The sequence below is a fragment of the Nocardiopsis sp. FR4 genome (genome assembly GCF_009830945.1).
Taxonomy (GTDB): Bacteria; Actinomycetota; Actinomycetes; order Streptosporangiales; family Streptosporangiaceae; genus Nocardiopsis.
Genome location: NZ_VWVV01000019.1, coordinates 70488 through 94180 on the forward strand (window position 1 = coordinate 70488; position 23693 = coordinate 94180).

Genomic DNA, 23693 nt, shown 5'->3' on the forward strand with positions numbered 1-23693 from the left:
GGGCCGCCTGCCCCTGCCCCTGCTTGTGGGCCCGACCTGGCCGTCGGCCTGGTCGGGCCCGTGCTGTCGGGCGGGTGGACGGCACAGCTGCCCCGGGTGCTGGCACCCGGGCGCCTGGAACGGGCCAGCGCCTGGGACGCGATGACCTTCGGCGCGGCCAGTCTGCTCGGACCGGCGCTGGCGGGTGTGGTCGCCTCACTCTGGGGCGCCGTGGCGCTGGTCGCCCTGGCCGTGCCCGCCGCGTGGCGGCTGCCCGCGCGCGGCCCCCGCCCGGCGGGGACTCCCGCCGAGGCCGGTCCGCTGGCCGGGGCGGGCGCGGTGTGGGGCAACCGGGCCCTGGCACGGGCATGCTGGTGGTGTGCGCACCCGTGGCGGGACTGCGGCTGATGGGCGCCCCGGAGAGCGGCGCGCTGCTGCTGTCGGGCATGGCCGTGTGCTCGCTGCTGGCCAACCTTGCGCTGGCCCGCGCACCCGTGGCGGCGCGTCCGGACAGGGTGATCGCGGTGTGCGTCCTGGTGCAGGGCGCGGGCGCGGCGGCCCTGGCCTCCGGACCCGCCCTGCTCCTGGCGGGTGCCGCCCTGGTGGGAGCGGCCGAGGGGCCGCAGCTGACCGCCCTGTTCGCGGTGCGCCACCGGGAGGCCCCCGAGGAGCTGCGCGCGCGGGTCTTCCCCACCGGCGCCAGCCTGAAGATCTCCGCCCTGGCCCTGGGCGCCGCTGCCGGGGCGCAGGCCCTGGCCGCGCCGCTGTACCCGGTGTTCGGTTCCGTGCGAGGACGGCTGTGAGTACAGGACGGAAACCGTCCTCGACTCCTGGGAGACTGCGCCCATGAAAGCGACTTCCGCGCGCCTGCTGCGCCTGCTCTCCCTGTTGCAGACCCGCAAGGACTGGCCCGGCGGCGAACTCGCCTCCCGGCTCCAGGTGAGCCCGCGCACCGTGCGCCGGGACGTGGACCGGCTCCGCGAGCTGGGCTACCCCATCCAGGCCACCATGGGCACCGGGGGCGGCTACCAACTGGGCGCCGGGGCCTCGCTGCCCCCGCTGCTGCTGGACGACGACGAGGCCGTGGCGGTGGCCGTGGGTCTGCGCACCGCCGCCCAGGGCGGGGTGTCGGGGATCGAGGAGACCTCCGTGCGCGCGCTGGCCAAACTCCTGCAGGTGCTGCCCTCGCGGCTGCGCCGCCGGGTGGACACGCTGGGCACCTTCACGGTCCCCGTGCCCTCGCCGGGCCCGGTGGTCGACGCCGACACCCTGGCCCTGGTGGCCGCCGCCTGCCGGGACAGCGAGCGGCTGCGCTTCGACTACCGCAGCCACGACGGCGACACCTCCCGCCGCGTCGTGGAGCCCCACCGGCTGGCCGCGCGGGGACGGCGCTGGTACCTGGTGGCCTGGGACACCGCGCGCGGCGACTGGCGGACCTTCCGGGTGGACCGGATGCGCCCCCTGCCCCCGACCGGTCCGCGGGTGCCGCCGCGCGACCCGCCCGGGCAGGGGGTGGCCGCCTACCTGGAGGAGCGGATGAGGGTGCACGCGGGGTCCGTGCGCGCCCGGGTCCGCCTCCTCGTCCCGGCCGAGGAGGGGGTCCGCCTGGCGGGGGCCTTCGGCCGGGTGGAGCCGGTGGACGAGGGTTCGTGCGTGCTCGTGCTGGCGGGGGGCTCGTCGCTGCACATGGCCTGCTACCTGGGCATGCTCGACGTCGATATGCGGGTGGAGGAGCCGGAGGAGCTGCGCGAGCAGATGGGGTGCCTGTCCGCCCGGTTCCGCCGCGCGGCGGAACCGGGGTGAGCGCGGTCGTACCCGCTCGGAAGGGCTGGCCCCGCCGCCTGTGACACGCCCCCGGTCCCGGGCGCACCGGGACACCGCGCCCGGCGCCCATCCGGCGGACCTGCGGCGAAGCCCGTCGGGCGAAGGCGCGGCACACGCCCTCCCCCCACCGCCGGGGCGGCTGAGAACCCCCTGACCCGGGGGATGGGGCGGTCCGATTGGGCGAAGTCGGCCCAAACGAGCACCCAAACAACTACTTTGGGGATTCACTTGAATCCTGAGAGTAGTGAAGGTTGGGGTCAACCCGTGTCCGTCCAACAGAACTCCGAGCTGCGCGGCCTCAGCGCGCCACCGACCGTACGCGACCTGTGCACCGGCTACCGCGTGGCCCGCTGGGACTGCCCCGGCGCCCTGTCCCCGTCGTGCCGCGAACGCCTGCACCGCACCCTGCGCGAGCTGGCGGCGCGCGCCTTCGGCGCCGACCACTCCGATTACTGGCGCACCCGCGTGGACACCGGGTTCTTCGACCAGATCACCACCCTGGCGCTCATCCTGGGCCCCGACGGCGCCCCGGTGGGCTGGGGCGGCTACCACCGACGCCGCTTCGCCGCACGGCGCGCCCTGTACCTGGACGCGGCGGGCGTGGTGCCCGCCCACCGCAGGTTCGGCCTCTCCGCCGCTCTGACCACGCACTTCCTGGCCCGGGAGGTCTTCCTCCACCCCCTGCGGCGCACCTACGTGGTGATGCGCACCCGCCACCCCGCCGTCTACGCGGCCTGGCGCAAGGGCCTGGGCCACGGCCACGTCTTCCCCAACGAGCGCCGCCCCCTCCCCGCTCGGGTCCGGCGCATCGCCCAGGAGGCCGCCGCGTGGCTGGGCGACGGCCCCGGCCTGGACCCCGACACCCTGCTCGTCCGCGACGCCTACCGGGTGTTCGACGGCGAGATCTACGGCACCCGGCCCCGCAGCGGCCACACCCCGCTGGACGAGTACTTCGCCCAGCGGGTGGGTCCCAAGGACGCGGTCCTGGTGGTGGCCCGCATGAGCGCGCCCGCCCTGGCCCGGATCCGCGCCGCCCGTGCCCTGCGGGCCCGCGCCCAGGGCCTTCCGGCGGCGGGGGGCCGACCCGTGCGCGGCGCCGACCCCCTGGACCCGGTCTCCGGCGCCGGGCCAGGCCCGGCGGGCGCGGCCGGGCTCATGCCAGGGGTACGGCCTTGACGGTGGGCGGGCTGTGGACCAGGCCGCCCACGTCGCGGATCTGGTCGGTGAGCCGGGCCAGGCGAAGGCTCTCGGCCCAGGGCATGTCGGGGCTCTCCCGCTCGCCCGCGGCCACGCGCCGCGCGACCTCCTCGGCCTCGTACTCGTAGCCGTTGGCGCGGAAGGGCCGGTGGAACGCCTCGGGTTCGGCGCCGTCGCGGTGCAGTACCACGTCGGTGGCCGCGTAGAACTGCGGGATCTCCAGCCAGCCCCTGGTCCCGGCCAGGACAGCCCGGTTGGGCAGCGTGGTGCGTGAGGCGCACGCCAGCACGCCCGTGCCCCCGTTCTCTCCCCGTACGAGCACGGTGGTGTGGGTGTCCACCATCCGGTCGGGGGAGAGCTGGCGGGTGGCCCCCACCACGGTCAGCTCGCCCAGGTACCGGGAGGCCAGGGCCAGCGGGTACACGCCCAGGTCCAGCAGGGCGCCGCCGCCCAGGTCGGCGTTGAACAGCCGGTGGTCGGGGTCGTAGGGGGCGTTGACGCCGAACTCGGCCGAGACCCAGTGCACCTCGCCGATCGCGCCGTCGGCCACCAGGTCGCGGACCAGGCGGGAGGCGGGCAGATAGCGGGTCCACATCGCCTCCATCAGGAAGCGGTCGTTGGCGCGGGCCGCCGCGGTCATCTCCGCCACCTGCAGGGCGTTCATGGCCATGGGTTTTTCGACCAGCACGTGCTTGCCCGCGTTCAGGCAGGTCAGGGCGTTGGGGTGGTGCCAGGGGTGGGGGGTGGCCACGTACACGGCGTCCACGTGGGGGCTGGCGGCCAGCTCCGCGTAACTGCCGTGGCGTTCGGGAACGTCCCAGGCGTCGGCGAACTCGTCCGCCCTGTCCCGGGTGCGTGAGCCGACCGCGGTGACCCGACCGGTGGGGGTGGCCCTGAGCGCCTCGACGAAGGAGTGCGCGATACCGCCGGTTCCGATCACGCCCCAGCGGAGCCCGCCGTTGTCATGTGTCATGCAGGCATCCTAGGAACACGGTTCCCCGCGGCCACCACCCGGGTTCGCGGCTCGGCCCGTTGGTCCGGAGCCTTACCGCAGCTCCGGACCCGCCACGTCCGGGCCCGGGCTCACGGCGTCGGTGATCGGGGCGGCCGCGTAGAAGCGCACCCCCATCTCACCGGCCACCAGGGGGTTGGCGCAGGCCACCGGGTCGGCCAGTGCGCCGGGGATCACCAGGGCGTCGTCGGAGCAGATCGCCGAGGCGCACAGCCCGGGGTCACGGCCGATCTCCCTGACCCCTTCCAAGCCGCGGGCGGCCTTGAACCAGATCCGGTCGGTGTCCACGATCGTCACCGAGGCTGTCGGGGTCTCCAGCAGGCGGGCGGCCAACCCCGCGACCCGGTCGAAGGCCCCGTCGGGCGGGGTGTCGAGGATGTCGTAGCGGCGGACCGCCTCGACGCGCCGTTCCTCCTGTCCGGGCAGCGGTACCGGTTCACGCGTCTGGTTATCGGGCGTTTTCGCCTGCGGCATAGAGCCGGGTCTCCTCGTTTCGCCCGAACTCTCCTGACCCTCTCAGCAGTTTTTCACCCTAGAACCGAGCCTGGAGGAGGATCCGTCCACACACTGGCGGCTCCACCGCCCCGCCCGGGGCCCGGGGTGCCGGTGCCGGAAAATCACGGTCATCTGCGAACCGGGGCGGGGAGGGTACTCGGATTCCCCGTCCCGGCCCCGTACGGTGTCGGGGAAGGCGGGCCAGGCCGCCCGTCAGGCCACGGAACGGAGGAGGACATGTCGGACACCCTGTCCCAGAAGCTCGGCGTTCGTCCGGGCGACCGGCTGCTCGTCCTCAACGCCCCCGAACGCTACCTACGACTGCTGGACCCGCCTCCCGACCTGCACGTCGACCTGGGGCCCATCGAGGGCGCCGAGTACGACCACGTGCACCTGTTCACCCTGGACCGGGGGACCGTGGGCCGCGAGGTGCCCCGCACGCTGCCACTGGTGGGCCCGGAGACCCGGCTGTGGGTGTGCTACCCCCGGCGCGGCGGCACCATCATCACCGACCTGACCGCCGAGAAGGGCTGGGACCTGCTCGTGGAGGCCGGATGGCGCTCCGCCGCCCAGGTACCGATCGACTCGGACTGGGCGGCGCTGCGCTTCGAGCGCTCCTGAGGGGCGCACCGGGCCGGTGGGGTCCTCGCCCGCCCGGGAGCCCGGTCAGGAAGAGGTGATGGAGACCGAACCGCTGACGGTGTTGGCGTCGATCCGCGACTTCGCCCCCGGTGAGGTGTCCACCTCCAGGTCGCGGCTGCCGGACGTGGAGTCCCCGGTGACCCGGTAGCTGCCCTCGGGCACCACGGCCTGGACGGAGCCGCTGGTGCTCTCCATCGACAGAAGGTCGAAGGGGGTGTCCGTGTCCACCCAGATCGACCCGGAGACCGTGGAGACCTCCGCGCTGGTGAAGCCCCCGCCGACCCGCACACCGCCGCTGGTGGACTCGACCTCGACCGTGCGGGCCCGGAACTCGGACGCCTCCACCGTCCCGGACGTCGTGCTGACGCGCAGGCTCTCGCCCTCGCCCTCGGCGGTGATCCGGCCGCTGGTGGACTCCGCCACCAGCGCGCCCTCCACCCCGGACACGTCGACCTGTCCGCTGACGGTCTCCACGGTGACGTCCGCGGCGTTGCCCGAGACGTCCACCCGTCCGCTGGTGGTGGACAGGCGCAGTTCGCCGTCGACGTTCTCGGTGCTGACCGGGCCGCTGGCGGTGTCCACCCTCACGGCGGTCCCCACCGGGACGGTGACCACGTAGTCGACCGTGCAGTGGCCGAACAGGCCCACGAGGGGCACCCCCGAGCACGAGGCCTCCAGGCTCAGCTCCCCTCCCCCCTCGCTTACCCGCTCCCCGGGGTCGGACAGGGGGCTGCCGCGCATGACGCGCTCGACCAGCACCTCCTCGCCGCCACCGGTGAGGGAGACACCGCCGCCGGTACGGTTGTCGATCTCCACGGCCTCGGGCGCGGCGAAGGAGTCGCTGCTCTCGCCCCGGTCCACGCTCACGTTGCCCAGGACCGCCGCGGCGGTCGCCACCACCAGCCCCGCCACCACCAGCGCTCCCAGGACCAGCCACGGCCCCAGGCGGAACCGGCGCGGCTCCTTGCTCGACGAGGCGTACAGGCCCCGTGCCCTGAATGTCACGTCTCTTCCTTCCCGGCAGGCCCCCGGCCCCCGTGGTCGTCGGTGTCTCAGTCCCGGTCAGCGCCGCGCAGGTAGTGCAGCACTGCCTGGACCCTGCGGTGGTCGTGGTCGTCCTGGCCCAGGTCGAGCTTGGTGAAGATCGAACGGATGTGCTTTTCCACGGCTCGTTCGGTGACGCTCAGGCGGGCCGCGATACCCGCGTTGTTGAGCCCCTGCGCCATCACCTCCAGCACCTCGCCCTCGCGGGGGGTGAGGCGGTCCAGGGCGCTGTCCCGGCGGCGGCTGAGCAGCTGGGTGACCACCTCCGGGTCGATGGCGGCGCCTCCCGCGGCCACACGGCGCAGCACCGCCAGGAACTCGTCGATGTCGGCCACGCGGTCCTTGAGCAGGTAGCCCACCCTGCTGGAGCCGCCGCCCAGCAGGTCGGCGGCGTAGCGGCTGACCACGTGCTGGGACAGCAGCAGCACCGCCACCCGCGGGTACCTCCGGCGGATGGCGATACCGGCCTGGATGCCCTCCTCGGAGTAGGTGGGCGGCATGCGGATGTCGACCAGGCACAGGTCCACGTCGGGGTGCTCCTCCACCGCGCGCAGCAGGGCGTCGGCGTCCCCGACCTGCGCGAGGATCTCCACGCCCGCGTCCTGCAGCAGACTGGCCATGCCGCTGCGCAGCAGCACCGAGTCCTCGGCGATGACCACGCGCGGGCCCCTCTCGTGCGCGGGCGCGGTGGTGTCGGTGTGCACGGTCATGCCTCCCAGGGGATGTCGGCGGTCAGGACGGTGCCCTGCCCGGGCGGGCTGTGCACGGCCAGGACGCCGTCGACCGCGTCCACGCGGTCCCACAGTCCGTACAGGCCGGTGCCCGCCTCGGGGTCGGCCCCTCCGGCGCCGTCGTCGGTGACGGTGATCCGCAGCAGGTCGCCGCCCCGGCGGGCGGGGCGCGCCACCCGGCGGGCGGCGACCGTGACCCTGCTGGCTCCGGCGTGCTTGGCGACGTTGGTCAGCGCCTCGCACACCACGTAGTAGGCGACGCCCTCCGCGCGCGGGGAGGGGCGTTCGTCGAGTTCCACGTCGACCCGAACGGGCACCGGGGAGCGCCCGGCGGCCACCGGCAGGGCCGAGCCCAGCCCGTGGTCGGTGAGCACCCGGGGGTGCAGGCCGCGCGCCACCTGGCGCAACTCGTCCATGACCTCGCGCGACTCGCGCTGGGCCTCGGTGATCAGCTCCAGCGCCGCGGCGGGGTCGGCGGCCACACGCGCACGCGCCCGGGTCAGGGTCATGGACAGCGCCAGCAGGCGTTGCTGGGCGCCGTCGTGCAGGTCGCGTTCGATGCGGCGCCGTTCGGCCTCGGCCGCGTCGACCATGCGCAGACGGCTGTCCTGGACGTGCACCAGTCGGCGGCGGATGCGCACCTCGGGGGCCTCGAACAGGAGCACGCGGTGCAGCAGGACCTCGGTGGCGACCAGATGGGGGGCCAGGCGCAGGCCCACCAGCACGCACAGCGGTCCCAGGGCGACCAGGATCAGGGGGCTGACCAGGTCGGCCGGGGTCCCCTGGACCAGAACGAACACGAGGCCGACCAGGGCGCCCAGGGCCGCCGCGCCGCCGCACACCACCAGCAGCGCCACCGCGCCCCCGGCCAGTAGGCCGTGCAGCGCCGCGACGGTGCCGTAGACCACCGAGGACCAGGCGTCGCGCCCGAACACGAACCGCCACGCGCGCAGGAGCCGGTCGTCGTCGGCCAGGGGGTCGGGCGGGCGGGTCTCCACGATCCCGAACACGTTGTCCAGCCGGTCGCGCTGGATGCGGCAGGCCAGGCGGGCCAGCAGGGTGGCGGCGGCCGGGAGGAGCAGGAGGAAGACGACCGCGTCCGTGGCCAGCCGGCCGACCGTGCGCTGGGGAGTGTCGGGCAGCCAGGGCGCGGTGACCGCGAAACCGACCCAGGTGGCCGAGACGACGAGCAGGCACGCGGGCAGCAGGTAGAACAGGGCCAGGGCCAGGGAGGTCATCAGGTGCAGGACCTCGACCAGGCGCACCCGCCAGGGCGCGCCGTAGGCTTCGGCGACGCGGGGCAGCCCGCGCGGGACCGGGGGGAAGCCACCCAGGTCCGCGCCCCGCGCGCCGTGGTGTGCGCTCTGTTCGCTCACGTCCACCAATCTAGGTTCGGCGGCGCCGGGGCACGAGGTCGTCACCACGTGGAACGCGGGTGGTGTTGGCACTACTCGCCGGAAAGGGGCAGGCGGTGCGGGAAAGGGCGCTGGGACCGGTGCTGGCCGACGTCGGCCGGATCAACGCGTTGTTCGCGCTGGAGGCGGGGCCCGCGGGCACGGGATGGCTGCCGCTGGAGGGGATCGACGGGGACACGGACGCGCTGGCCGCCGAGGTGGAGCGGGTGCGCGCGCACCTGGCACGCGCCTCCCGGTCACGGCCCGGGCGGGTGGAGTGGCGGGTGGCGGCGTCGGTGTTCCAGCAGGGTCTGGCGACGCGGGTGCTGTCCCCGGTGGTGGCCGCGGCGCTGTGCCACGGGGTGCTGGTGGACGCGGCCCGCTTCCACTGGGATCCGCACAGGGAGGGCCCGATGGTGCTGCGCACCGCCCAGCGGCGGGCCCGGCCGGCGCCCCGGGGCGGGGAGGCCGTGGCCGACTGGGTGGAGCACACGGTGGTCACGGGGGTGCTGGCGCGGCTGGCCCGGGGCCTGGCCGCGGTGGGCGGGGTGGCGCCGGGGCTGCTGCGGGGCAACACGGCCGCCGCCCTGGCCGGGACCGTGCGGGCGCTGTCCGCGGACCGCCCCGACAGCGCGGGGTCGGCCCACGCGCTCGCCCACGACCTGCTGGAGCGCCCCTCGCTGGCCGGGACCGGCGGGTACGCGGGTACGGACGACGAGGGGCTGGCGGTCTTCCGGCGCACCACGTGCTGCCTGTACTACCGGGTGCCCGGCGGCGGGTACTGCGGGGACTGCGCACTGGGCGGCTGAGGGCCCGACGGGAGAATCGTCGACGTCGGCTGCGGTCGGTCCGAGCCGCCGCGCGCCCCGAGCGCGACCGGCTTGGGAAGCGACCGCTCCGAGGGACCCGTCCGGCCCGGGTGCGCCGACGCCCGGGCCGGGGCTCCGCTCAGCCCGCGTCCATGGCGCGGCGGATCTCGGCGACGTCGATCCGGCCCATGGCGAGCATCGCCCGCATGGCCCGCCCGGCCCTCCCGGGGTCCGGGTCCTCGATCAGGTCGTCGAGTTCGGCCGGGTAGACCTGCCAGGACAGACCGAACCGGTCCTTGATCCAACCGCACGGGCCCTGCTGGCCGCCCTCGCTGAGCACCTTCCAGTAGTGGTCGGACTCCTCCTGGCCCTCGCAGACGACCTGGAGCGAGAACGCCTCGGAGAAGGAGAACTCGGGGCCGCCGTTGAGGGCGGTGATCTGCTGGCCGTCGATCTCGAAGTCCACGGTGAGCACCATGCCGGCGGGCCGGGGCCCCTCGGGGCCGTAGTGGCGGACCCGCAGGACGCGCGAGTCGTCGAACACCCCCACGTAGAAGTGGGCCGCCTCCTCGGCCTGGGTGTCGAACCACAGGCAGGGGGTGATCTTGTTCAGCCTGGTCATCGCCTCGTCCTCTCCGGGGTGCGGTACGGACGCGTCCTGTGCGCCCTACCCGGGTAGACACCCGGGGGACGCGGAACTCATCGGCCCCGGCACGCCTTTTCCGACCCCCCGGAGCGTCGCCGTGCGGGATCCGCGCCCCCGCGAATGGGCCCACCGGGCGCTCCTCCCGGAGAAGGACGCCGTGCGGGGCCTTCCGCCCTCCCTCACGCACGGTGTCCCTCATCCCCCCTCCAGACGGCGCGGTCGGTGCCCCACGGGGAGGGAGGGCTCGCCCAGGTCCGGGGGGACCCCTCGTAGCGGACCGGCGGGAGCGCGTGGCGCAGCGGGCCGTGGGGGGACGGGGTACGGGCCAGCCAGTCAGCGGCCTCGTAGGGGCCCTCCCCGGCGGGTTCCGGGACGACCCCGCCCAGCAGCCAGTCGGCGGTTCCCGCCAGTGAGAACCGCAGACGGCGTCCCCGGCCGTCGGTCTGCCGTGCGGCCAGCGCCCGCAGCACCCCTGCGGCCAGCAGGTAACCGGTGCCGTGGTCCAGCGCCTGGGCGGGCAGCGCGCCCGGGCGGCCCTCGGGGCCGGCCTCAGCCGCCGCGATGCCGCGGGCCGCCTGTACCAGGCTGTCGAACCCCCGCCGGTCCGCCCACGGGCCCGACCACCCCCAGGCGCACAGCTGGGCGACGACCAGACCGGGGCGGCGGGCCATCAGCTCCTCAGCGGTCATCCCGCGCCGTTCGAGGGAGCCCGGCCGGTACCCGGTCACGACCGCGTCGGCCGAGTCGAGCAGCGACTGGAAGGTGCTCCGCCCCTCGGCGGAGTCCAGGTCCAGCAGGGTGGAGCGCTTGCCCCACCCGGTGTCGATGTGGCTGTCGGGGTCCTCGGCGAGCCCGGGCGGATCCACGCGCAGCACGTCCGCTCCGAGCAGGGCGAGGGTCCGGGTGGCGACCGGACCGGCGATGACCCGTGTCAGGTCGAGGACCCGCACTCCGGTGGCGGGCAGAGGGGCGGACGGCAGCCGACGCCCGCCGGCCTCTTCCTCCTCCCTGATCTCGGCCAGGGGCTGGCGGTGCGCGCCGGAGCCCCTGTCGCGGTCGGGGGCCACGGCCACGGCCAGGCCGCCGGCCGCGTAGACCCTCTCCTGGACCTCCAGAGCGGTGAGCTCCGCCAACGCCTCGGTGAGCGGCCCGACCAGCGCCGCCCCGCGGTCGTCCCCGGTTCCGGGGCCGGCGCCGCCGCGCCCCTCGCCGGGGCCGATCCCCAGGGCCTCCAGCAGCCGGACGCGGTGGTGGGGGTAGTTCGCGTGGGTGCGCACCCACCCGTCGGCGGTCCTCCAGAAGCCCGACAGGGGTGCGAAGAGGGTGGCCTCGCGGCCGTTCACCCGCAGGTGCCGTTCACTGACGAAGGCGGTGGCCACGGCGGCCTCGTCCACCCTCACCCCGGGGACGCTCCCCCCGTTGCGCGCGGCCAGCAGCTCGGCCGCGGCGAGTGAGCACACCCCGACCGTCGCGCGCGCGAGTTCACGCACCGGCAGTACGGCGGGGAGCACCTCCCCCGCACTCTGGTAGGAGACCTTCGCGGCCAGCCCCGCGGTTCCGCCGACCGCTTCCCACGCCTGGGCGGTCGTCGCGTCGAGTCCGTTCGTCATGGCCTCATACTCCCCTCCCGTGTCCCGCGTCGGCGGACCGGAGCGGGGTTACGGACGGGGAGGGCGCCCGGCCCCGCGTCTGCTCACCGCTGCCGTCGCGGACGATGATTTTTCCGCGGCGTGCTGGTCTGTACGTCGAACACCGACTCACGGGGAGGCTGACGCCATGCGGAAACTGACCTTCGGCATGAACCTGAGCTTGGACGGCTACATCGCCGCACCCGGCGACGACATCGGCTGGAGTGTGCCGAGCGACGAACTGTTCCAGTGGTGGTCCGACCGGGTGGGGGCGACGGGCCTGGCGCTGTACGGGCGCAAGCTGTGGGAGACGATGAGCTCCTACTGGCCGACCGCCGACCAGCGGCCCGGCGCCACACCGGCGGAGACCGAGTTCTCCCACCGCTGGCGGGACATGCCGAAGGCGGTGTTCTCCTCGACGGTCAGCACAGTCGACTGGAACACCCGCCTGGTCACCGGCGACGCGGTCACCGAGATCACCCGGTTCAAGGCCGAGGACGGCGGCCCCATGGACATCGGCGGCGCCACACTCGCCGCGGCGGCTATGCGGGCCGGGCTGATTGACGAGTACGTGCTGGTCACCGCGCCGGTCTTGGTGGGCGGCGGCACGCCGTTCTTCGCGGCCCTGGACAACTGGGTGAACCTGACCCTGGTGGAGACCCGGACGTTTCCCGACGGTGTGGTCCTGACCAGGTACGAGACCAGGCGCTAAGTGCCCGACGTCGGATCAGAGCGGGCCCGGCCCCGCGCTTCGAGGACTCGGGGCACGGCTGATGGGCCAACGGCGGCTGTGACGCCACGCACGCGGTCGTCACGATCGGCGACCCGGCCAGGCTCGCCACCGCCATCCGCAACATCCGCTGCCGACGCTGAGAGCCCGGAGGAGGCACCGCACATGCGCGAGGGCACGATGCTGGCGGCGCTGTACGGGCTCCCCGCAGCAATCGCCGAAGATCCAACGAACCTGTCTCTGAACTGCGACTATTCAAGTTCTCTGGACGGTTGCCGATCTCCGCCGCTACGGTTCGTTGCGATCTGTATGCGTCTGCGGGGGTGGTGGGATGGCGACTCGGTTCCCCTCGGATGAGCGGGTGGAGCGGCTGCGGTCGTTTCCGGGCATCGGGAAGGAGGAGCCGTACCGGCATTTCACGCTGACGCGGGCGGATCTGGCGTTCATCGACAACATCGGCAAGGGCGGCGGCCGGGGCGCCGCCAGGCGTAGACGGTCTCGGTGCTGATGTCCAGATCGCGTGCCACGTCGGCGACCCTGCGTCCGGCCTGGACCAGGTCCAGCACCTTGCGGCGGAACTCGGCCGGGTATCCACGACGTCCCACGATGCCTCCTTGAGGTCACGTGGTCCCAGGATCCGGAAATCCGACTCCGAAAAACGCAGGACACACCAGTTACCTCGTCACCTTCGGTCGCGTCATGACAGTGACGGAGTTCGCGCAGGGAAGGTAACGACATGACCGGATCGGGGCCGCACGAAGCATTGGCGGCAGCCTTCGAACAGCGTCGCGAGCTCCTGGAGGCGGTCGCCCACCGGATGCTCGGATCGCGGGTGGACGCCGAGGACGCGGTGCAGGAGGCCTGGATCCGGCTGGCGCGCCAGGACACGGCCGCGATCGACAACCTGGTCGGCTGGCTGACCACCGTGGTCGGCCGGATCTGCATCGACGTGCTGCGCTCGCGCAAGACCCGGGCCGAGCGGTCGTACGAGGACGTCCTGCCCGAGCTGGTGGTGACCGTGGACGGCGGGGCGGCACCCGAGGACGACGCGGTACTCGCCGAATCGGTCGGGCTGGCACTGCTGGTGGTGCTCGACACCCTCACGCCCACCGAGCGGCTGGCGTTCGTACTGCATGACATGTTCGCGGTGCCCTTCGCCGAGATCGCCGAGATCATCGGCCGGTCTACCGACGCGACCAAGATGCTCGCCAGCCGGGCCCGCCGCAAGGTGCAGGGCACATCGCCGCCAGAGGAGGAGCCGCGGCGGCAGCGCGCAGTGGTCGACGCATTTCTTGCCGCGGCGCGCAACGGGGACTTCGAAGGGCTCGTACGGCTGCTGGATCCGAAGGTGACGTGGCGCACCTACCACCCGCAGGGCGTGATGACCACGGTCGGGGCGGCCGAGGTGGCCGGTCCGACCCTGCGCGGCATTCGGTCGATGACCTCGGTACTCCCGGTCCTGGTCAACGGCGAGCCCGGGTTCGTGGCCTGGGGCGCGAATGGCAAGGTGCTCGGCGTGGTGGCCTGCACCGTGATCGACGGCCGGATCATCGAGCTGCTGACCGTGAGCGACCGCAAGCGCCTCGACACCATGGCCCTGCCCGCGCCACCTGAGTAGCGCACGTCGAGCGCAGGTGGCTGTTACGTCTTCGCGGGGTGCTCCGTCGTAGTGGTGCAAGCATCCCAAGACGAAGGAGACCGAGATGGAAACCCGGATCAACCCCATGGTCAACGAGTTCGGGGCGAAGTGGGCCAAGTACGTCATCTCGTCGAACAAGGCCATCACCGACTCGACGCTGCCGAAGGCGGTGCAGGAACTGGTGAAGATCCGCGCCAGCCAGATCAACGGCTGCGGCGGCTGCCTCGACATGCACACCAAGGACGCCGCAGCCGCCGGCGAGAGCATGGTGCGGATCAACCTGGTCGGGGCATGGCGGGAGACGACCGTCTACACCGACGCGGAGCGGGCGGCGCTGGAACTCACCGAGCAGGGCACCCGCCTCGCCGACTCCAGCGGCGTCACCGACCAGGCGTGGGCGAACGCGGCCCGGCACTTCGACGAGGATCAGCTGATGGCCCTGGTGGCCCTGGTGGCCCTGATCTGCGTGATCAACGCCTTCAACCGGCTGAACGTGATCACCCGCACACCCGGCGGCGAGTACCAGCCCGGACAGTTCGGCTGACGCGGACATCCCCACTCAGGCTCTCAAGCGGACCCGGGACGACCCCGGGTCCGCCCACGGACACCACCCCCAGACATTGCGCCGAGGAGTAAGACTCATGAACACCGCACTGTGGATCATCACCGGCCTGCTGACCGCCGTCTACCTGGTCTCCGGCCTCGGGAAGCTGTTCGTTTCACGGGAGAGGATGGCCGCGATGGCCAAGGCCGCGCGCTGGGTCCTCGACTTCAAGCCCGGCACCCTCAAGGCCATCGGAACACTGGAGATCCTCGGTGCCGTGGGCCTGATCGTGCCCGCCTTGCTTGGCATCGCGCCGGTCCTGGTACCGCTGGCGGCCAGCGGCCTGACGCTGGTCATGACCGGCGCCATCATCATGCGGATCCGCCGAGGCGAGACCAAAGCCGCGCTAGCGGACGGCGGCTACCTCACCCTGACCACCTTCGTGGCGATAGGCCGCTTCGCACTGGAACCCCTCACCGGCTGACCAGCCCGTCACCCGCGGACCAGCCGCTGCAGCATCCTGGCTGCGGTGGTGTCCGGTGGCCGGAGCCGGGCGCGGTCGATCTCAGGTCCGAAGGGGCCTTGCCCGAGGCCCGCAAGGCGCAGCAGCGCGAGCGCGTCGCGGCGTTGTCGGACAGTTCCAGCACGTCGCCAGGCAGCATCATCATTCGCCCTTCGCCGGGCTCGTGCTCGATCGCGCGGCCCTCTCCAGCACCACCAGACTCCGCCCGGCCAGCGACGAGATCAACCCCCACCCCCTACGTGCGTCGCAACGAAATGTCACGTCAAGCGGTACGCCGACGGCGCCTTACCGCGACGTCTCACCGGGATGCTCGTCAGGCCCCGACCCCGCTCAGGTCCAAGCGTTGCTCGGGCACGCCTCCCCCGACGCCTACAGCCTCTTCCCCCGCCCGCTCCTCGGCGATGGCCTGGCTCACCGAGGCCGGACCCGGCGCCCACGGCGGCCTGTGGGGCGTGAACGACGCCGGGCAGGACGGTGAGCCGGGCACGATGACACGCAGGCTCTGGTTCCAGGCGGCGCTGACCCGGACCTGGCCCGGCGGGCCCAGGTCATCCTGGACGGCGGCCAGGTCCCCTCCGCCGCCGACGCGGCGCCCACGATGCCGTCGTGGCCGCGCCCGTGGAACCAGCACGTCTTCTCGTGCGATCCCACACCCGCCACAGGGGGTGCCGACGCGGCCGCTGCCTGCCGGGGGAGGGTCACAGCCGTTCCAGGAAGGCCCGGGCGAAGCGGTGGAGTTCCTCGGGCCCGAGGCCGGAGGCCAGCTAGACCTGCTCGGCCAGCGCTTCGGGCTCGTCCCCGGACAGGTCCGACGTCAGCTGCTCCTCAGCCGGGAGCTCGCCCCACTCCCTTGGGGCGGGACTGGCAGGAGTCGTTGATCGAGCGGTCCGCCCGCCGCTGGGACCTGGATCGTGCGAGGAGGCCCGGGCCGCGAACGCCCGCGTCTTCAACCCGCCGCCCCTCGCCCAGCACCCACACCCCGAGCCCGGAAGCCCAACGGCCGTATCCGCCCGCTTTTCGGCGGATACCACGTCGGCCCCCGTGGGGCCGATCCCTCCTTGTATCTCAAATTATGATATTTGTATCTCATATTAAGAGACATGGGTGTAGGGTCCGGGTGTCGGTACGCAGCGGCGACCCACGAGAGGGCGATCCATGACGCGCTACACCCACGGCCAGCACCCCACGGTCACCAACTCCTACCGCTGGCGCGACGCGGAGAACTCCGCCGCCTACGCCCTCGACGCGGTGGTCCCCGGCCGCTCCCTGCTGGACGTGGGCTGCGGCCCGGGCAGCATCACCGTCGACCTGGCCCGCCGGGTGGCCCCCGGGCGGGTCACCGCCGTGGACTCCTCGGCCGAGGCCGTGGAGCTGGCCCGCGCCACCGCGCGGGAGTCCGGGGCGGAGGACATCGAGTTCCTGGTCGGCGACGTGCACGCGCTGGACCTGCCCGACGGCACCTTCGACGTCGTCCACGCCCACCAGGTGCTGCAGCACGTCGCCGACCCGGTCCGGGCGCTGAGCGAGATGCGCCGGGTGGCCAGGCCGGGCGGGGTCGTGGCCGCCTGCGACAGCGACTACTCGGGCATGTACTGGTACCCGCGCCTGCCCGAGCTGGACGCGTGGATGGACCTGTACCAGCGCGTGGCTCGGCGCAACGGAGGTGAACCCGACGCGGGGCGGCGCATGGTGGCCTGGGCACGCGCGGCCGGGTTCACCGACGTCACCTACGTGGCCGAGGTCTGGAGCCACTCCGCGCCCGACCGACGCGCCTGGTGGGGCGGCATGTGGGCCCGGCGCATCCTGGACTCGGACATGGGCCGCCAGGCGGTCGCGGAGGGCCACGCCACCCGGGAGGAGCTGGAGCGCATCTCGGCGGGGTGGACGGCGTGGAGCCAGGACCCCGACGGGGTCTTCGTCATCCCCCGCGGCGCGGTCCTGTGCCGGGTCTGACCCGCCCCTGATCCCCGGGGCCCGGGGGGGAGGCCGCGCGTCCGGGGAAGACTCATGACAGGAGCGACACCCGCACGGGGCACTGGCGGTCCAGCGCGCGGCACCCTATTCTTCGGTCTCGCGCGGCACGGCAGTCCACCGAGGTCCGTCTGGAGGAGGCGTCATGTCCGACCTGCCGATCGGTTACTGGCTCAAACACCTGGACCGGCTCATCGAGAACGACCTGGACCGCGTCCTGGCCTCGGAGGACCTGGGGCGCCGCCACTGGCAGGTGCTCAACTCCCTGCACACCGACCCCGGGACCATCGCCGACCTGGACGACAGACTCACCCCCTTCCTGGACGAGGGCGAGGACACCGTCGCCCCCGTGGTGGAGCAGTTGCGTGAGCGCGGTTGGGTGGAGGGAGAGGGCTCCCTGAGACTGACCCCCGAGGGCCGCACCCGGCACGAGGCCCTGTTCACCAGGGTGCGCGAGGCCCGTGAGCGCATCTCGCGCGGGATCAGCGAGGAGGAGTACCGCACCGCCGTCGACGTGCTGGAGCGGATGTCGGCCAACCTCGAACAGGTCTGACCCCTCAGGCGGGCAGTTCCCGGGTGAGCTCGACGAAGGCCAGGTCGGCGCGACGGGGCAGGCCCAAGGTCTCGTCCCCGTAGGGGAAGGGCTCGGTCTTGCCGGTGCTGGTGTAGCCGCGCCGCTCGTACCAGGCGATCAGCTCCGGGCGCTGCTTGAGCACCTTCATCCGCATCAGGCGGCAGCCCCACTGCTGGGCGGCCCTGCGCTCGGCCTCGGCCAGGACGCGCTTGCCCAGGCCGCCGCCCTGGATGGCGGGCAGCACCGAGAACATGCCGAAGTAGGCGCCGTTGACGCCGCGCTGGAGCTCGCAGCAGGCCACGATGCGCCCCTGGGACTCGGCGACCAGGACCATCGTGTTGGTGCGCTCCAACAGCTCGGCCATGCCGTCGGCGTCCACGCGCTGGCCGTCGAGCAGGTGGGCTTCGGTGGTCCAGCCCTGGGTGGAGGACTCACCCCGGTAGCAGGAGTTGACCAGCTCGACCAGGGCCGGAACGTCGTCGGGGCGGGCTTGTCTGTAGGTCAGGTCGCTCTGCTGGACTGCTGCCGTCTCCCTGGTCTGACCGCTGCTCACACGCGCCTCCCCATCACTTTTGACCACTGGCACCCCCAGTATCGGACATCGTGTCCAGTGGGCGCGACGGTTTCCTCCCGCGGCTGTCAGGAGAAGGCGTCGTGGTCGCGCAGCGCCTCCCGCACGCGGGCCAGGAAGACACGCAACGACTGCCGGGCCCGGTCCGGTCCGGTTGTCGCCGGGCTGAGCACCAGTTGCAGGGCCAGGCCGTCGACGTAGGTGTGCAGGTGGCCGGACCACTCCTCCACCGCCGCTTCGGGGTGGGGGCCGGAGGGATCCGGCGCGGGGACCCCGGCCAGGGCCGCGACCAGTTGGCGGTAGAGCCCGCGCTGGGCGTTCCAGTGGCGCCCGCGCTCACGGTCGTACTCCCCCAGCAGCGCGGCGGACTCCCAGGCCCGGTACTCGGCGCGCCGGACCGGGTCCAGGGGCAGGAGCTGCTCGGCGTAGGCGGCCACCTGTTCCAGCAGGGGCGTGTGCGGGGACTGGGTGCGCCGCAGCTCCGCGATACGCCGGGTCACGCGCTCCTCCGACAGGTTCACGGCGAAGACCAGCAGGTCCTCGCGCGTGGCGAAGTAGTGGCGCAGCGCCCCGGGCGACCAGCCCGCCTCGGCGGCGACGGAGCGGATGGACACGGCCTCGGGTCCGGATTCGGCGATGACCCGCCACAGGGCCTCGGCCAGTTCCCTGCGGCGCTGTTCGTGGTCGACGATCTTGGGCACCCTCCCTTTTCTAGCACAGTCGTGTTATTTTATTTGGCACAGTCGTATGAAAAAGGAGGGTGGCCATGCCGCCGCTCGACGTGCTGCTCCCGGTCGCCGGCCTGGCCCTGCTCGACACGCTCAGCCCCGCCACCATCGGCGTGTCGCTGTACGTGTTGCTCAGCGGGGCGCGCTCGGTGGCGCGCCCCCTGTTCACCTACCTGGCCACCGTGGCCGCCTTCTACTTCACCCTGGGCTGCGCGCTCGTCCTCGGCTTCGGCGCCCTGTTCGACCTGCTCGGCGGTCTGGCCTACAGCCGCCTGCTCGGCTGGCCGCTGGCGGTCCTGGGCGCGGGGATGCTCCTGTACGCCCTGTTCATGCCCGACAAGCCGCGCCGGCGACGCAGGCCCGCCACCCTGGGGGCCGCCGCGATGGTCGGTCTGGGCCTGGTCACCGGACTGCTGGAGGCGGGCACGGCCCTGCCCTACTTCGGCGCGATCGGCGTCATCACCACCGCCGAACTCCACCCCGCGGTGTGGCTCCCCCTGCTCGCCGCCTACACCACCGTCATGGTGCTCCCCCCGACCCTGCTCTACCTGGGCCACCGCGCCCTGGGTGAGCGGCTGCACCCCCGTCTGGCGCGCTGGCGGGCCAGGGCCGAGTCCGGCTCCCGGGAGGCCGTGGGCTGGATCACCGGCATCGTGGGCTTCCTCGTCCTACGGCACGGGGTGGCCCTCACCGGCGTCCTGGAGGGAACCGGCGTCTCCCTGATCCCCCTGTGACGCCCCGGGCCGGCGCCTCCGCCGGGCGTAGCGTCGACACCATGGACACCTCCCCCTCGCTCCTGGCCCGACTGGCCGCCGACACCCGCTACACCCTGCTCGCCCTGCCCGTGGTCTCCTTCGCCGTCACCGCCGCCTGGTGGGCCGGGACGCTGGGCGGGCTGCTCCACCCGCTCTGGGGCTGGTCGCTGTACACGCTCCCGGACTACACGGGCGTGGGCACCTACCTGTACCCGCAGTCCCCGGTGCTGGCCACCACGGTGGTGCACATGGCCTGCGGCGCCCTGTTCGCGCTCACCCTGGTGCCGGTGGTGCGCGCCTGCGCCCACGCCCAGGCAACGCTGGGGCGCGCGCTGCTGCCGGCCCCCGAGGACCCCGGGTGCGGGTGTACACCGCCGCTCCCCCACCCGCGCGCCCCGCCCCGGAGGCGGCCCGCCGCACCGCTTCCCGCACGCCCGCCGACGCCCGAGGAAGGGCACCGGTCCGGGTCGGGGCGGGCCGTCCTCCCTCACACGGTGACGACTACCTTGGCGCGGGCGTGCTCCACCTCAAGGTGGCGGATGGCCTCGGGAGTCCGGGCCAGGGGGAAGGTGCGCTCCACGACGGGGACCACCTGGCCGGAGGCCAGGAGCCGTTCCAGTTCCGTGCGCGCCCGTGCGCGCGGCTCCTCTCCGAGCAGCAGCACGCGCTGGCGCAGCAGGGGTGCCAGCGCCCGACCGGTGAGCAGGAGCCGCATCGGCCCGACGGGGCTGCCGCCCCGGGACACGCCGCCTCCGGACAGGACGAGCGTCCCGGTGGGGGTCACGGCCCGGCGCAGCGCGCCCAGCGAGCGGTTGCCCACCAGGTCCAGGACGAGGTCGTGGCGCTGGCCCCCGCGGGTGAAGTCCTCCCGCGTGTAGTCGACCACGCGCTCCGCGCCCAGGGAGCGGACCAGGTCGGCGTTGCGCGTGGAGCACACGGCGGTCACCCGCGCGCCGAGCGCGCGTGCGATCTGCACGGCGAAGGTGCCGACGCCGCCGGAGGCCCCGTTGACCAGGACCCGGTGGCCCGGTTCCACCCGGCCCACCGGACCCAGGCCCGCCTGGGCGGTCGTCCCGGCCAGCGGCACGGCCGCCGCCTGCTCGAAGGTCAGGTTCGCGGGTTTGGGCAGGGCCGCGCCCTCGTCCACGCACACGTACTCGGCGAACGCGGCGTCGGCCTCCCCGTACACCTCGTCGCCGGGACGCCACCGGGTCACGCCTGCCCCGACCGCCTCCACCCGGCCCGCGAAGTCGCGGCCGCGGACGCGCACCCGAGGCCCGCGGAGGCCGAACACGGAGCGGTCCATCAGGCGCGCCAGGTACGGGTCGCCCCGCATGACGTGCCAGTCGTAGGCGTTGACCGAGGCCGCGTGGACCCTCACCAGCACCCCGTGGTCGCCGGGCACCGGCACGGGCACCCGTGCCACGCGCAGAACGTCGGGTGGGCCGTACCCGTCCTGCACGACCGCCCTCATCACGGCCGTGCTCACCGCGCCACCTCCGGACGGGGGGCCGAGGGGCTGTGTGCGGATCGGCGCGCGAGGCGGCGGATGACCCACTCGGCCACGACCACGTTGATCACCCAGCCCGCGCCCATGAGCACCGCCCTGCTGAGTTCGCCGGGCTCGCCCAGCAGCAGCGTCCAGGGCAGGTGGGTGAAGACCTGGGTGCCCGCCCCCTGGCCGATCGCGTAGCCGCGGATCATCCAGGCGCGGTGCCCGGCGATGTCGCGCCGCCGCACCGCCGCGAAACCGAGTACCAGGGCCGCGGCCATGGCCGAGCCGAACACCAGCCGCAACACCATGAGCAGGACGCCGTCCGGCGCGGGGGTGGCGTAGAACAAGGTCATCCACAGCCCCGTGAGCGCCGCGAGGAGCCCGAGCGGGACGAGCAGGCGGCCCGAGGCCCGGTGCCATCCCGGACGCCTGCGGCGCAGGGACGCGGAGAACTGGAAGGCGCCCAGGACGCAGTACGGGCTGGCGCTGACGATGTGCAGCACCACGGGGAGGGGGGAGTCGAAGAAGCGGGCGTTGTCGGGGGTGACCGGCGCGCCGCCGCCCAGTTCGCCCAAGCGGAAGCCGCCCGCGAGCACCGGGACCGCGCTGAGCAGGATCAGAAGGGCGGGAACGAGCCACGTGCGCCGGGGGGAGGATGTGTCCTTCGTTGCCATGCTTGCATCGTGGCGGTCGCGGGGGCGGGGGTTCATCGGAACTTGGGCCTGAACCGTATCGGCCGATAGTACGAGGAGCGGGTCCCACCCGGGCCGCGCACCGCCGCGCGGAGCTCAGCCGCGGGGGGAGCCCCCGTTCCCGAAACCGCTCCTGACCCGGTGCGTCTCGTAGGCCCACATGGCGATCTCGACGCGGTTGCGGGCACCGAGTTTGGCCATCAGGCTGGCGACGTGGGTCTTGACGGTGCTGAGCGTGATGTAGAACTCGGCGGCGATCTCGGCGTTGGTGCGCCCGTGCGCCACGGCCACGAGGATCTGCTCCTCCCGTTCGGTCAGGGCCTCGGCGGGCCGCACGGGCGGGGCCGCGGGGCCGGAGGCGGCGAACGCGCCGAGCAGCCGGGCGGTGACGCTGGGGGCGATGAGCGCGTCCCCCCGGGCGGCCGCGCGCACGGCCTCGGCGAGCAGGTCGGGGCCGGCGTCCTTGAGCAGGAACCCCCGGGCACCCGCCCGGAGCGCGGCGTAGACGTAGTCGTCCAGGTCGAAGACGGTGATCACGACGACGGCGAGCGGGTCCTCCACGGTCGGCCCGGCCAGGGAGCGGGTGGCCTCGATACCGTCGATCCCGGGCATGCGGACGTCGAACAGGCACACGTCGGGGCGCAGGCGCCGCGCCAGGTCGATCGCCGCCCGCCCGTCTGCGGCCTCCCCGACCACCTCGATGTCCGGTTGGGCGCTGAGGATCATGCTCAGGCCGGTGCGGACGATCTCCTGGTCGTCGGCGACGACCACCCGGATGCTCACGTGGCCGCTCCGGAGCGGGGCAGTACGGCGGTCACGGTCCAGCCGCGGTCGGGGTTGGGGGCGGCCCGGCAGGTGCCGCCGAGCAGGTCGGCGCGCTCGATCATGCCGCGGAGCCCGTACCCCGGCTCCGGAGCGGGACGCAGGGGGCTGAGGTCGCCGTCGTCGCTCACCCGCAGGCGCACCGACGTGTCGTCGGCGACCACGCGGACCCGGACGCGGGTGGCGTGGCGGGCGTGCCGTCGGGCGTTGGTGACCGATTCCTGGGCCAGGCGGTAGACGGTCGCCGCGACCGCCGGGGGCAGGTCGTCGAGGTCGCCCAGGAGTTCCACGTCCACGGTCGGTCCGGGCCCGGACCGACCCGCGAGCCGGCGCAGGTCGCCGACGCGCGGGCTGGGGGCCAGCTCCGCGGGTTCGTCGCGGCGCAGGACCCGGAGCATGGCACGCATGTCGGTGAGGGCGGCCCTGGCCTCGGACTCGATCACCCTCAGCGCCTCGACCGCCGCCTCCGGCCGCGCCGGGGCCGTGGCCAGCCCCGCCTGGGCGCGGATGGCCATCGCCGAGACGTGGTGGGCGACGGTGTCGTGCAGGTCGCGGGCCAGTCGCTCGCGTTCGACCAGCCGGGCCTGGTCGAGTTCACGCCGCCTGGCCCTGGCCCGGTACCGCAGGGCCGTGCCCAGGGCGGCCACCGCGAACAGGACGGCGAACCCTCCGACCGCGTCGGCGGGTCCGGGGGCCGGGAGGAGGAGCTTGGCGAGCACGATGGCCGACCCTGTCGCGACCTCGCGCCCCGAGCCCCACCGGAACAGCGCGTGGACCAGGAACAGGAAGCACACCGTGGTGTACATCTCCACGGGTTCGGCGCCCGGCACCAGCAGGAACAGCCCCGAGGCGCCGAAGGCCAGCGCGAGCGCCAGCAGAGGCCGGGTGCGGCGCCACAGCAGCGTGGGCACCAGCGCGACGACGAGCGCCACCGACGCTAACCGCAGGGGCAGGTCCGGGCGCAGGGCGCCCTCGACCACCGCGGCCACCGCGAACACCCCGACCAGCGCCCAGTCCCACCACCGCCGGGGAGGGGGGTCGCAGGGGCGGGGCTCGTCCCACACGGAGCGGAGGAGATCGTACACGCGTTCATCGTACGGGGCCGGGCCGCCGCGCGGACCGGTCAGAAGGAGGAGAGGCGCCCCGCTCCCCGACGGGCGCCGACCGCGCCCGGGGGCGGTCGGCGGCGGTCCCCCCGCCGTCGAACATGCCCCGGGCCGAGCCGCCACGGGTGTCCGCCGGGGGCGC

The 23693-nt window shown here is 73.7% G+C and carries 28 protein-coding genes and 1 pseudogene; 14 read left to right on the top strand and 15 right to left on the bottom strand.

All coding sequences use genetic code 11. The features are described from left to right. Positions 1 to 60 precede the first annotated feature (60 nt). From FYW95_RS18350 to FYW95_RS18365, 4 genes are all read left to right on the top strand, one after another. Positions 61 to 387, top strand: coding sequence for a hypothetical protein (locus FYW95_RS18350; protein ID WP_159944446.1), 327 nt, complete (start codon positions 61 to 63; stop codon positions 385 to 387). Further along, positions 348 to 782 (top strand): hypothetical protein, encoded by a 435-nt coding sequence (locus tag FYW95_RS18355; RefSeq protein WP_159944447.1) that lies wholly within the window; start codon positions 348 to 350, stop codon positions 780 to 782. The genes FYW95_RS18350 and FYW95_RS18355 overlap by 40 nt, the downstream gene beginning before the upstream one ends. A gap of 43 nt (positions 783 to 825) precedes the next feature. Then, positions 826 to 1782 carry a helix-turn-helix transcriptional regulator gene (locus FYW95_RS18360; RefSeq protein ID WP_160050592.1) on the top strand — a complete coding sequence of 319 codons (957 nt, stop codon included), beginning with the start codon at positions 826 to 828 and terminating at the stop codon, positions 1780 to 1782. Positions 1783 to 2067: 285 nt separating this feature from the next. Further along, entirely contained in the window at positions 2068 to 2979 is a 912-nt protein-coding gene (locus tag FYW95_RS18365) for a GNAT family N-acetyltransferase (RefSeq protein ID WP_159944449.1), read from the top strand. On the opposite strand, the gene FYW95_RS18370 is transcribed toward FYW95_RS18365, so the two are convergent. Then, positions 2957 to 3973 carry a Gfo/Idh/MocA family protein gene (locus FYW95_RS18370; protein WP_159944450.1) on the bottom strand — a complete coding sequence of 339 codons (1017 nt, stop codon included), beginning with the start codon at positions 3971 to 3973 and terminating at the stop codon, positions 2957 to 2959. The genes FYW95_RS18365 and FYW95_RS18370 overlap by 23 nt on opposite strands. A gap of 72 nt (positions 3974 to 4045) precedes the next feature. Then, entirely contained in the window at positions 4046 to 4486 is a 441-nt protein-coding gene (locus FYW95_RS18375) for a GAF domain-containing protein (protein ID WP_201294916.1), read from the bottom strand. A gap of 258 nt (positions 4487 to 4744) precedes the next feature. Here FYW95_RS18375 and FYW95_RS18380 point away from each other — a divergent pair, with 258 nt between their 5' ends. Beyond that, complete coding sequence (locus FYW95_RS18380) at positions 4745 to 5128, top strand: hypothetical protein (protein WP_159944451.1); 384 nt, start codon at positions 4745 to 4747, stop codon at positions 5126 to 5128. A 45-nt stretch (positions 5129 to 5173) separates the two neighbouring features. Here FYW95_RS18380 and FYW95_RS18385 read toward each other — a convergent pair whose 3' ends face one another. Genes FYW95_RS18385 through FYW95_RS18395 form a run of 3 tightly spaced genes read right to left on the bottom strand, consistent with a single transcriptional unit; the run spans position 5174 to position 8162 of the window. Then, positions 5174 to 6154 (bottom strand): DUF4097 family beta strand repeat-containing protein, encoded by a 981-nt coding sequence (locus FYW95_RS18385; protein WP_159944452.1) that lies wholly within the window; start codon positions 6152 to 6154, stop codon positions 5174 to 5176. A gap of 47 nt (positions 6155 to 6201) precedes the next feature. Beyond that, positions 6202 to 6903 carry a response regulator transcription factor gene (locus FYW95_RS18390; protein WP_159944453.1) on the bottom strand — a complete coding sequence of 234 codons (702 nt, stop codon included), beginning with the start codon at positions 6901 to 6903 and terminating at the stop codon, positions 6202 to 6204. Beyond that, positions 6900 to 8162, bottom strand: coding sequence for a sensor histidine kinase (locus tag FYW95_RS18395; RefSeq protein ID WP_159944502.1), 1263 nt, complete (start codon positions 8160 to 8162; stop codon positions 6900 to 6902). The genes FYW95_RS18390 and FYW95_RS18395 overlap by 4 nt, the downstream gene beginning before the upstream one ends. A 197-nt stretch (positions 8163 to 8359) precedes the next feature. On the opposite strand from FYW95_RS18395, the gene FYW95_RS18400 reads away from it, so the two are divergent. Beyond that, the gene (locus tag FYW95_RS18400) at positions 8360 to 9127 is read left to right on the top strand and encodes a (2Fe-2S)-binding protein (RefSeq protein WP_370462997.1); all 768 of its coding nucleotides are present in this window, start codon (positions 8360 to 8362) and stop codon (positions 9125 to 9127) included. A 139-nt stretch (positions 9128 to 9266) separates the two neighbouring features. Here FYW95_RS18400 and FYW95_RS18405 read toward each other — a convergent pair whose 3' ends face one another. Further along, positions 9267 to 9749: a VOC family protein gene (locus FYW95_RS18405; protein WP_159944454.1), complete on the bottom strand. Its 483-nt coding sequence runs from the start codon at positions 9747 to 9749 to the stop codon at positions 9267 to 9269. A 203-nt stretch (positions 9750 to 9952) separates the two neighbouring features. Further along, complete coding sequence (locus FYW95_RS18410) at positions 9953 to 11383, bottom strand: CoA transferase (protein WP_159944455.1); 1431 nt, start codon at positions 11381 to 11383, stop codon at positions 9953 to 9955. 166 nt (positions 11384 to 11549) lie between these two features. Here FYW95_RS18410 and FYW95_RS18415 point away from each other — a divergent pair, with 166 nt between their 5' ends. Beyond that, on the top strand, positions 11550 to 12113 hold the full coding sequence (locus FYW95_RS18415) for a dihydrofolate reductase family protein (RefSeq protein WP_159944456.1): 564 nt from the start codon (positions 11550 to 11552) through the stop codon (positions 12111 to 12113). A gap of 461 nt (positions 12114 to 12574) precedes the next feature. On the opposite strand, the gene FYW95_RS18420 is transcribed toward FYW95_RS18415, so the two are convergent. Further along, positions 12575 to 12736: a transposase gene (locus FYW95_RS18420; RefSeq protein WP_159944457.1), complete on the bottom strand. Its 162-nt coding sequence runs from the start codon at positions 12734 to 12736 to the stop codon at positions 12575 to 12577. Between the two features lie 131 nt (positions 12737 to 12867). On the opposite strand from FYW95_RS18420, the gene FYW95_RS18425 reads away from it, so the two are divergent. The 3 genes from FYW95_RS18425 to FYW95_RS18435 all read left to right on the top strand — a co-directional run bounded on the left by FYW95_RS18425 (position 12868) and on the right by FYW95_RS18435 (position 14798). Beyond that, a complete protein-coding gene (locus FYW95_RS18425) occupies positions 12868 to 13749 on the top strand; it encodes a sigma-70 family RNA polymerase sigma factor (protein ID WP_160050593.1) in 882 nt (293 codons plus the stop codon). An 85-nt stretch (positions 13750 to 13834) separates the two neighbouring features. Continuing rightward, positions 13835 to 14314, top strand: a complete 480-nt coding sequence (locus FYW95_RS18430; RefSeq protein WP_159944459.1) for a carboxymuconolactone decarboxylase family protein — start codon at positions 13835 to 13837, stop codon at positions 14312 to 14314. A gap of 97 nt (positions 14315 to 14411) precedes the next feature. Next, complete coding sequence (locus tag FYW95_RS18435; protein ID WP_159944460.1) at positions 14412 to 14798, top strand: DoxX family protein; 387 nt, start codon at positions 14412 to 14414, stop codon at positions 14796 to 14798. 352 nt (positions 14799 to 15150) lie between these two features. Here FYW95_RS18435 and FYW95_RS18440 read toward each other — a convergent pair whose 3' ends face one another. Further along, on the bottom strand, positions 15151 to 15468 hold the full coding sequence (locus FYW95_RS18440) for a hypothetical protein (protein ID WP_159944461.1): 318 nt from the start codon (positions 15466 to 15468) through the stop codon (positions 15151 to 15153). 524 nt (positions 15469 to 15992) lie between these two features. Here FYW95_RS18440 and FYW95_RS18445 point away from each other — a divergent pair. Together FYW95_RS18445 and FYW95_RS18450 are read left to right on the top strand one after the other, a co-directional pair. Further along, a complete protein-coding gene (locus FYW95_RS18445) occupies positions 15993 to 16790 on the top strand; it encodes a class I SAM-dependent methyltransferase (protein WP_159944462.1) in 798 nt (265 codons plus the stop codon). 163 nt (positions 16791 to 16953) lie between these two features. After that, positions 16954 to 17361, top strand: a complete 408-nt coding sequence (locus tag FYW95_RS18450; RefSeq protein ID WP_159944463.1) for a MarR family winged helix-turn-helix transcriptional regulator — start codon at positions 16954 to 16956, stop codon at positions 17359 to 17361. A gap of 4 nt (positions 17362 to 17365) precedes the next feature. On the opposite strand, the gene FYW95_RS18455 is transcribed toward FYW95_RS18450, so the two are convergent. Together FYW95_RS18455 and FYW95_RS18460 are read right to left on the bottom strand one after the other, a co-directional pair. Continuing rightward, complete coding sequence (locus FYW95_RS18455) at positions 17366 to 17887, bottom strand: GNAT family N-acetyltransferase (protein ID WP_370462425.1); 522 nt, start codon at positions 17885 to 17887, stop codon at positions 17366 to 17368. A 134-nt stretch (positions 17888 to 18021) separates the two neighbouring features. Next, complete coding sequence (locus FYW95_RS18460) at positions 18022 to 18654, bottom strand: TetR/AcrR family transcriptional regulator (protein WP_159944465.1); 633 nt, start codon at positions 18652 to 18654, stop codon at positions 18022 to 18024. 65 nt (positions 18655 to 18719) lie between these two features. Here FYW95_RS18460 and FYW95_RS18465 point away from each other — a divergent pair, with 65 nt between their 5' ends. Then, on the top strand, positions 18720 to 19415 hold the full coding sequence (locus FYW95_RS18465; protein WP_159944466.1) for a GAP family protein: 696 nt from the start codon (positions 18720 to 18722) through the stop codon (positions 19413 to 19415). Positions 19416 to 19456: 41 nt separating this feature from the next. Then, a pseudogene (locus FYW95_RS18470) lies at positions 19457 to 19714 on the top strand (histidine kinase); the annotation flags it as partial. Between the two features lie 209 nt (positions 19715 to 19923). Here the strand turns inward: FYW95_RS18470 and FYW95_RS18475 are convergent. The 4 genes from FYW95_RS18475 to FYW95_RS18490 all read right to left on the bottom strand — a co-directional run bounded on the left by FYW95_RS18475 (position 19924) and on the right by FYW95_RS18490 (position 23530). Next, entirely contained in the window at positions 19924 to 20925 is a 1002-nt protein-coding gene (locus FYW95_RS18475; RefSeq protein ID WP_236567979.1) for an NAD(P)-dependent alcohol dehydrogenase, read from the bottom strand. Then, entirely contained in the window at positions 20922 to 21605 is a 684-nt protein-coding gene (locus FYW95_RS18480) for a DUF2306 domain-containing protein (protein WP_159944467.1), read from the bottom strand. The genes FYW95_RS18475 and FYW95_RS18480 overlap by 4 nt, the downstream gene beginning before the upstream one ends. Before the next feature lie 114 nt (positions 21606 to 21719). Continuing rightward, positions 21720 to 22406: a response regulator gene (locus FYW95_RS18485; protein ID WP_159944468.1), complete on the bottom strand. Its 687-nt coding sequence runs from the start codon at positions 22404 to 22406 to the stop codon at positions 21720 to 21722. Further along, on the bottom strand, positions 22403 to 23530 hold the full coding sequence (locus FYW95_RS18490) for a sensor histidine kinase (protein WP_159944469.1): 1128 nt from the start codon (positions 23528 to 23530) through the stop codon (positions 22403 to 22405). The genes FYW95_RS18485 and FYW95_RS18490 overlap by 4 nt, the downstream gene beginning before the upstream one ends. Positions 23531 to 23693: the final 163 nt, after the last annotated feature.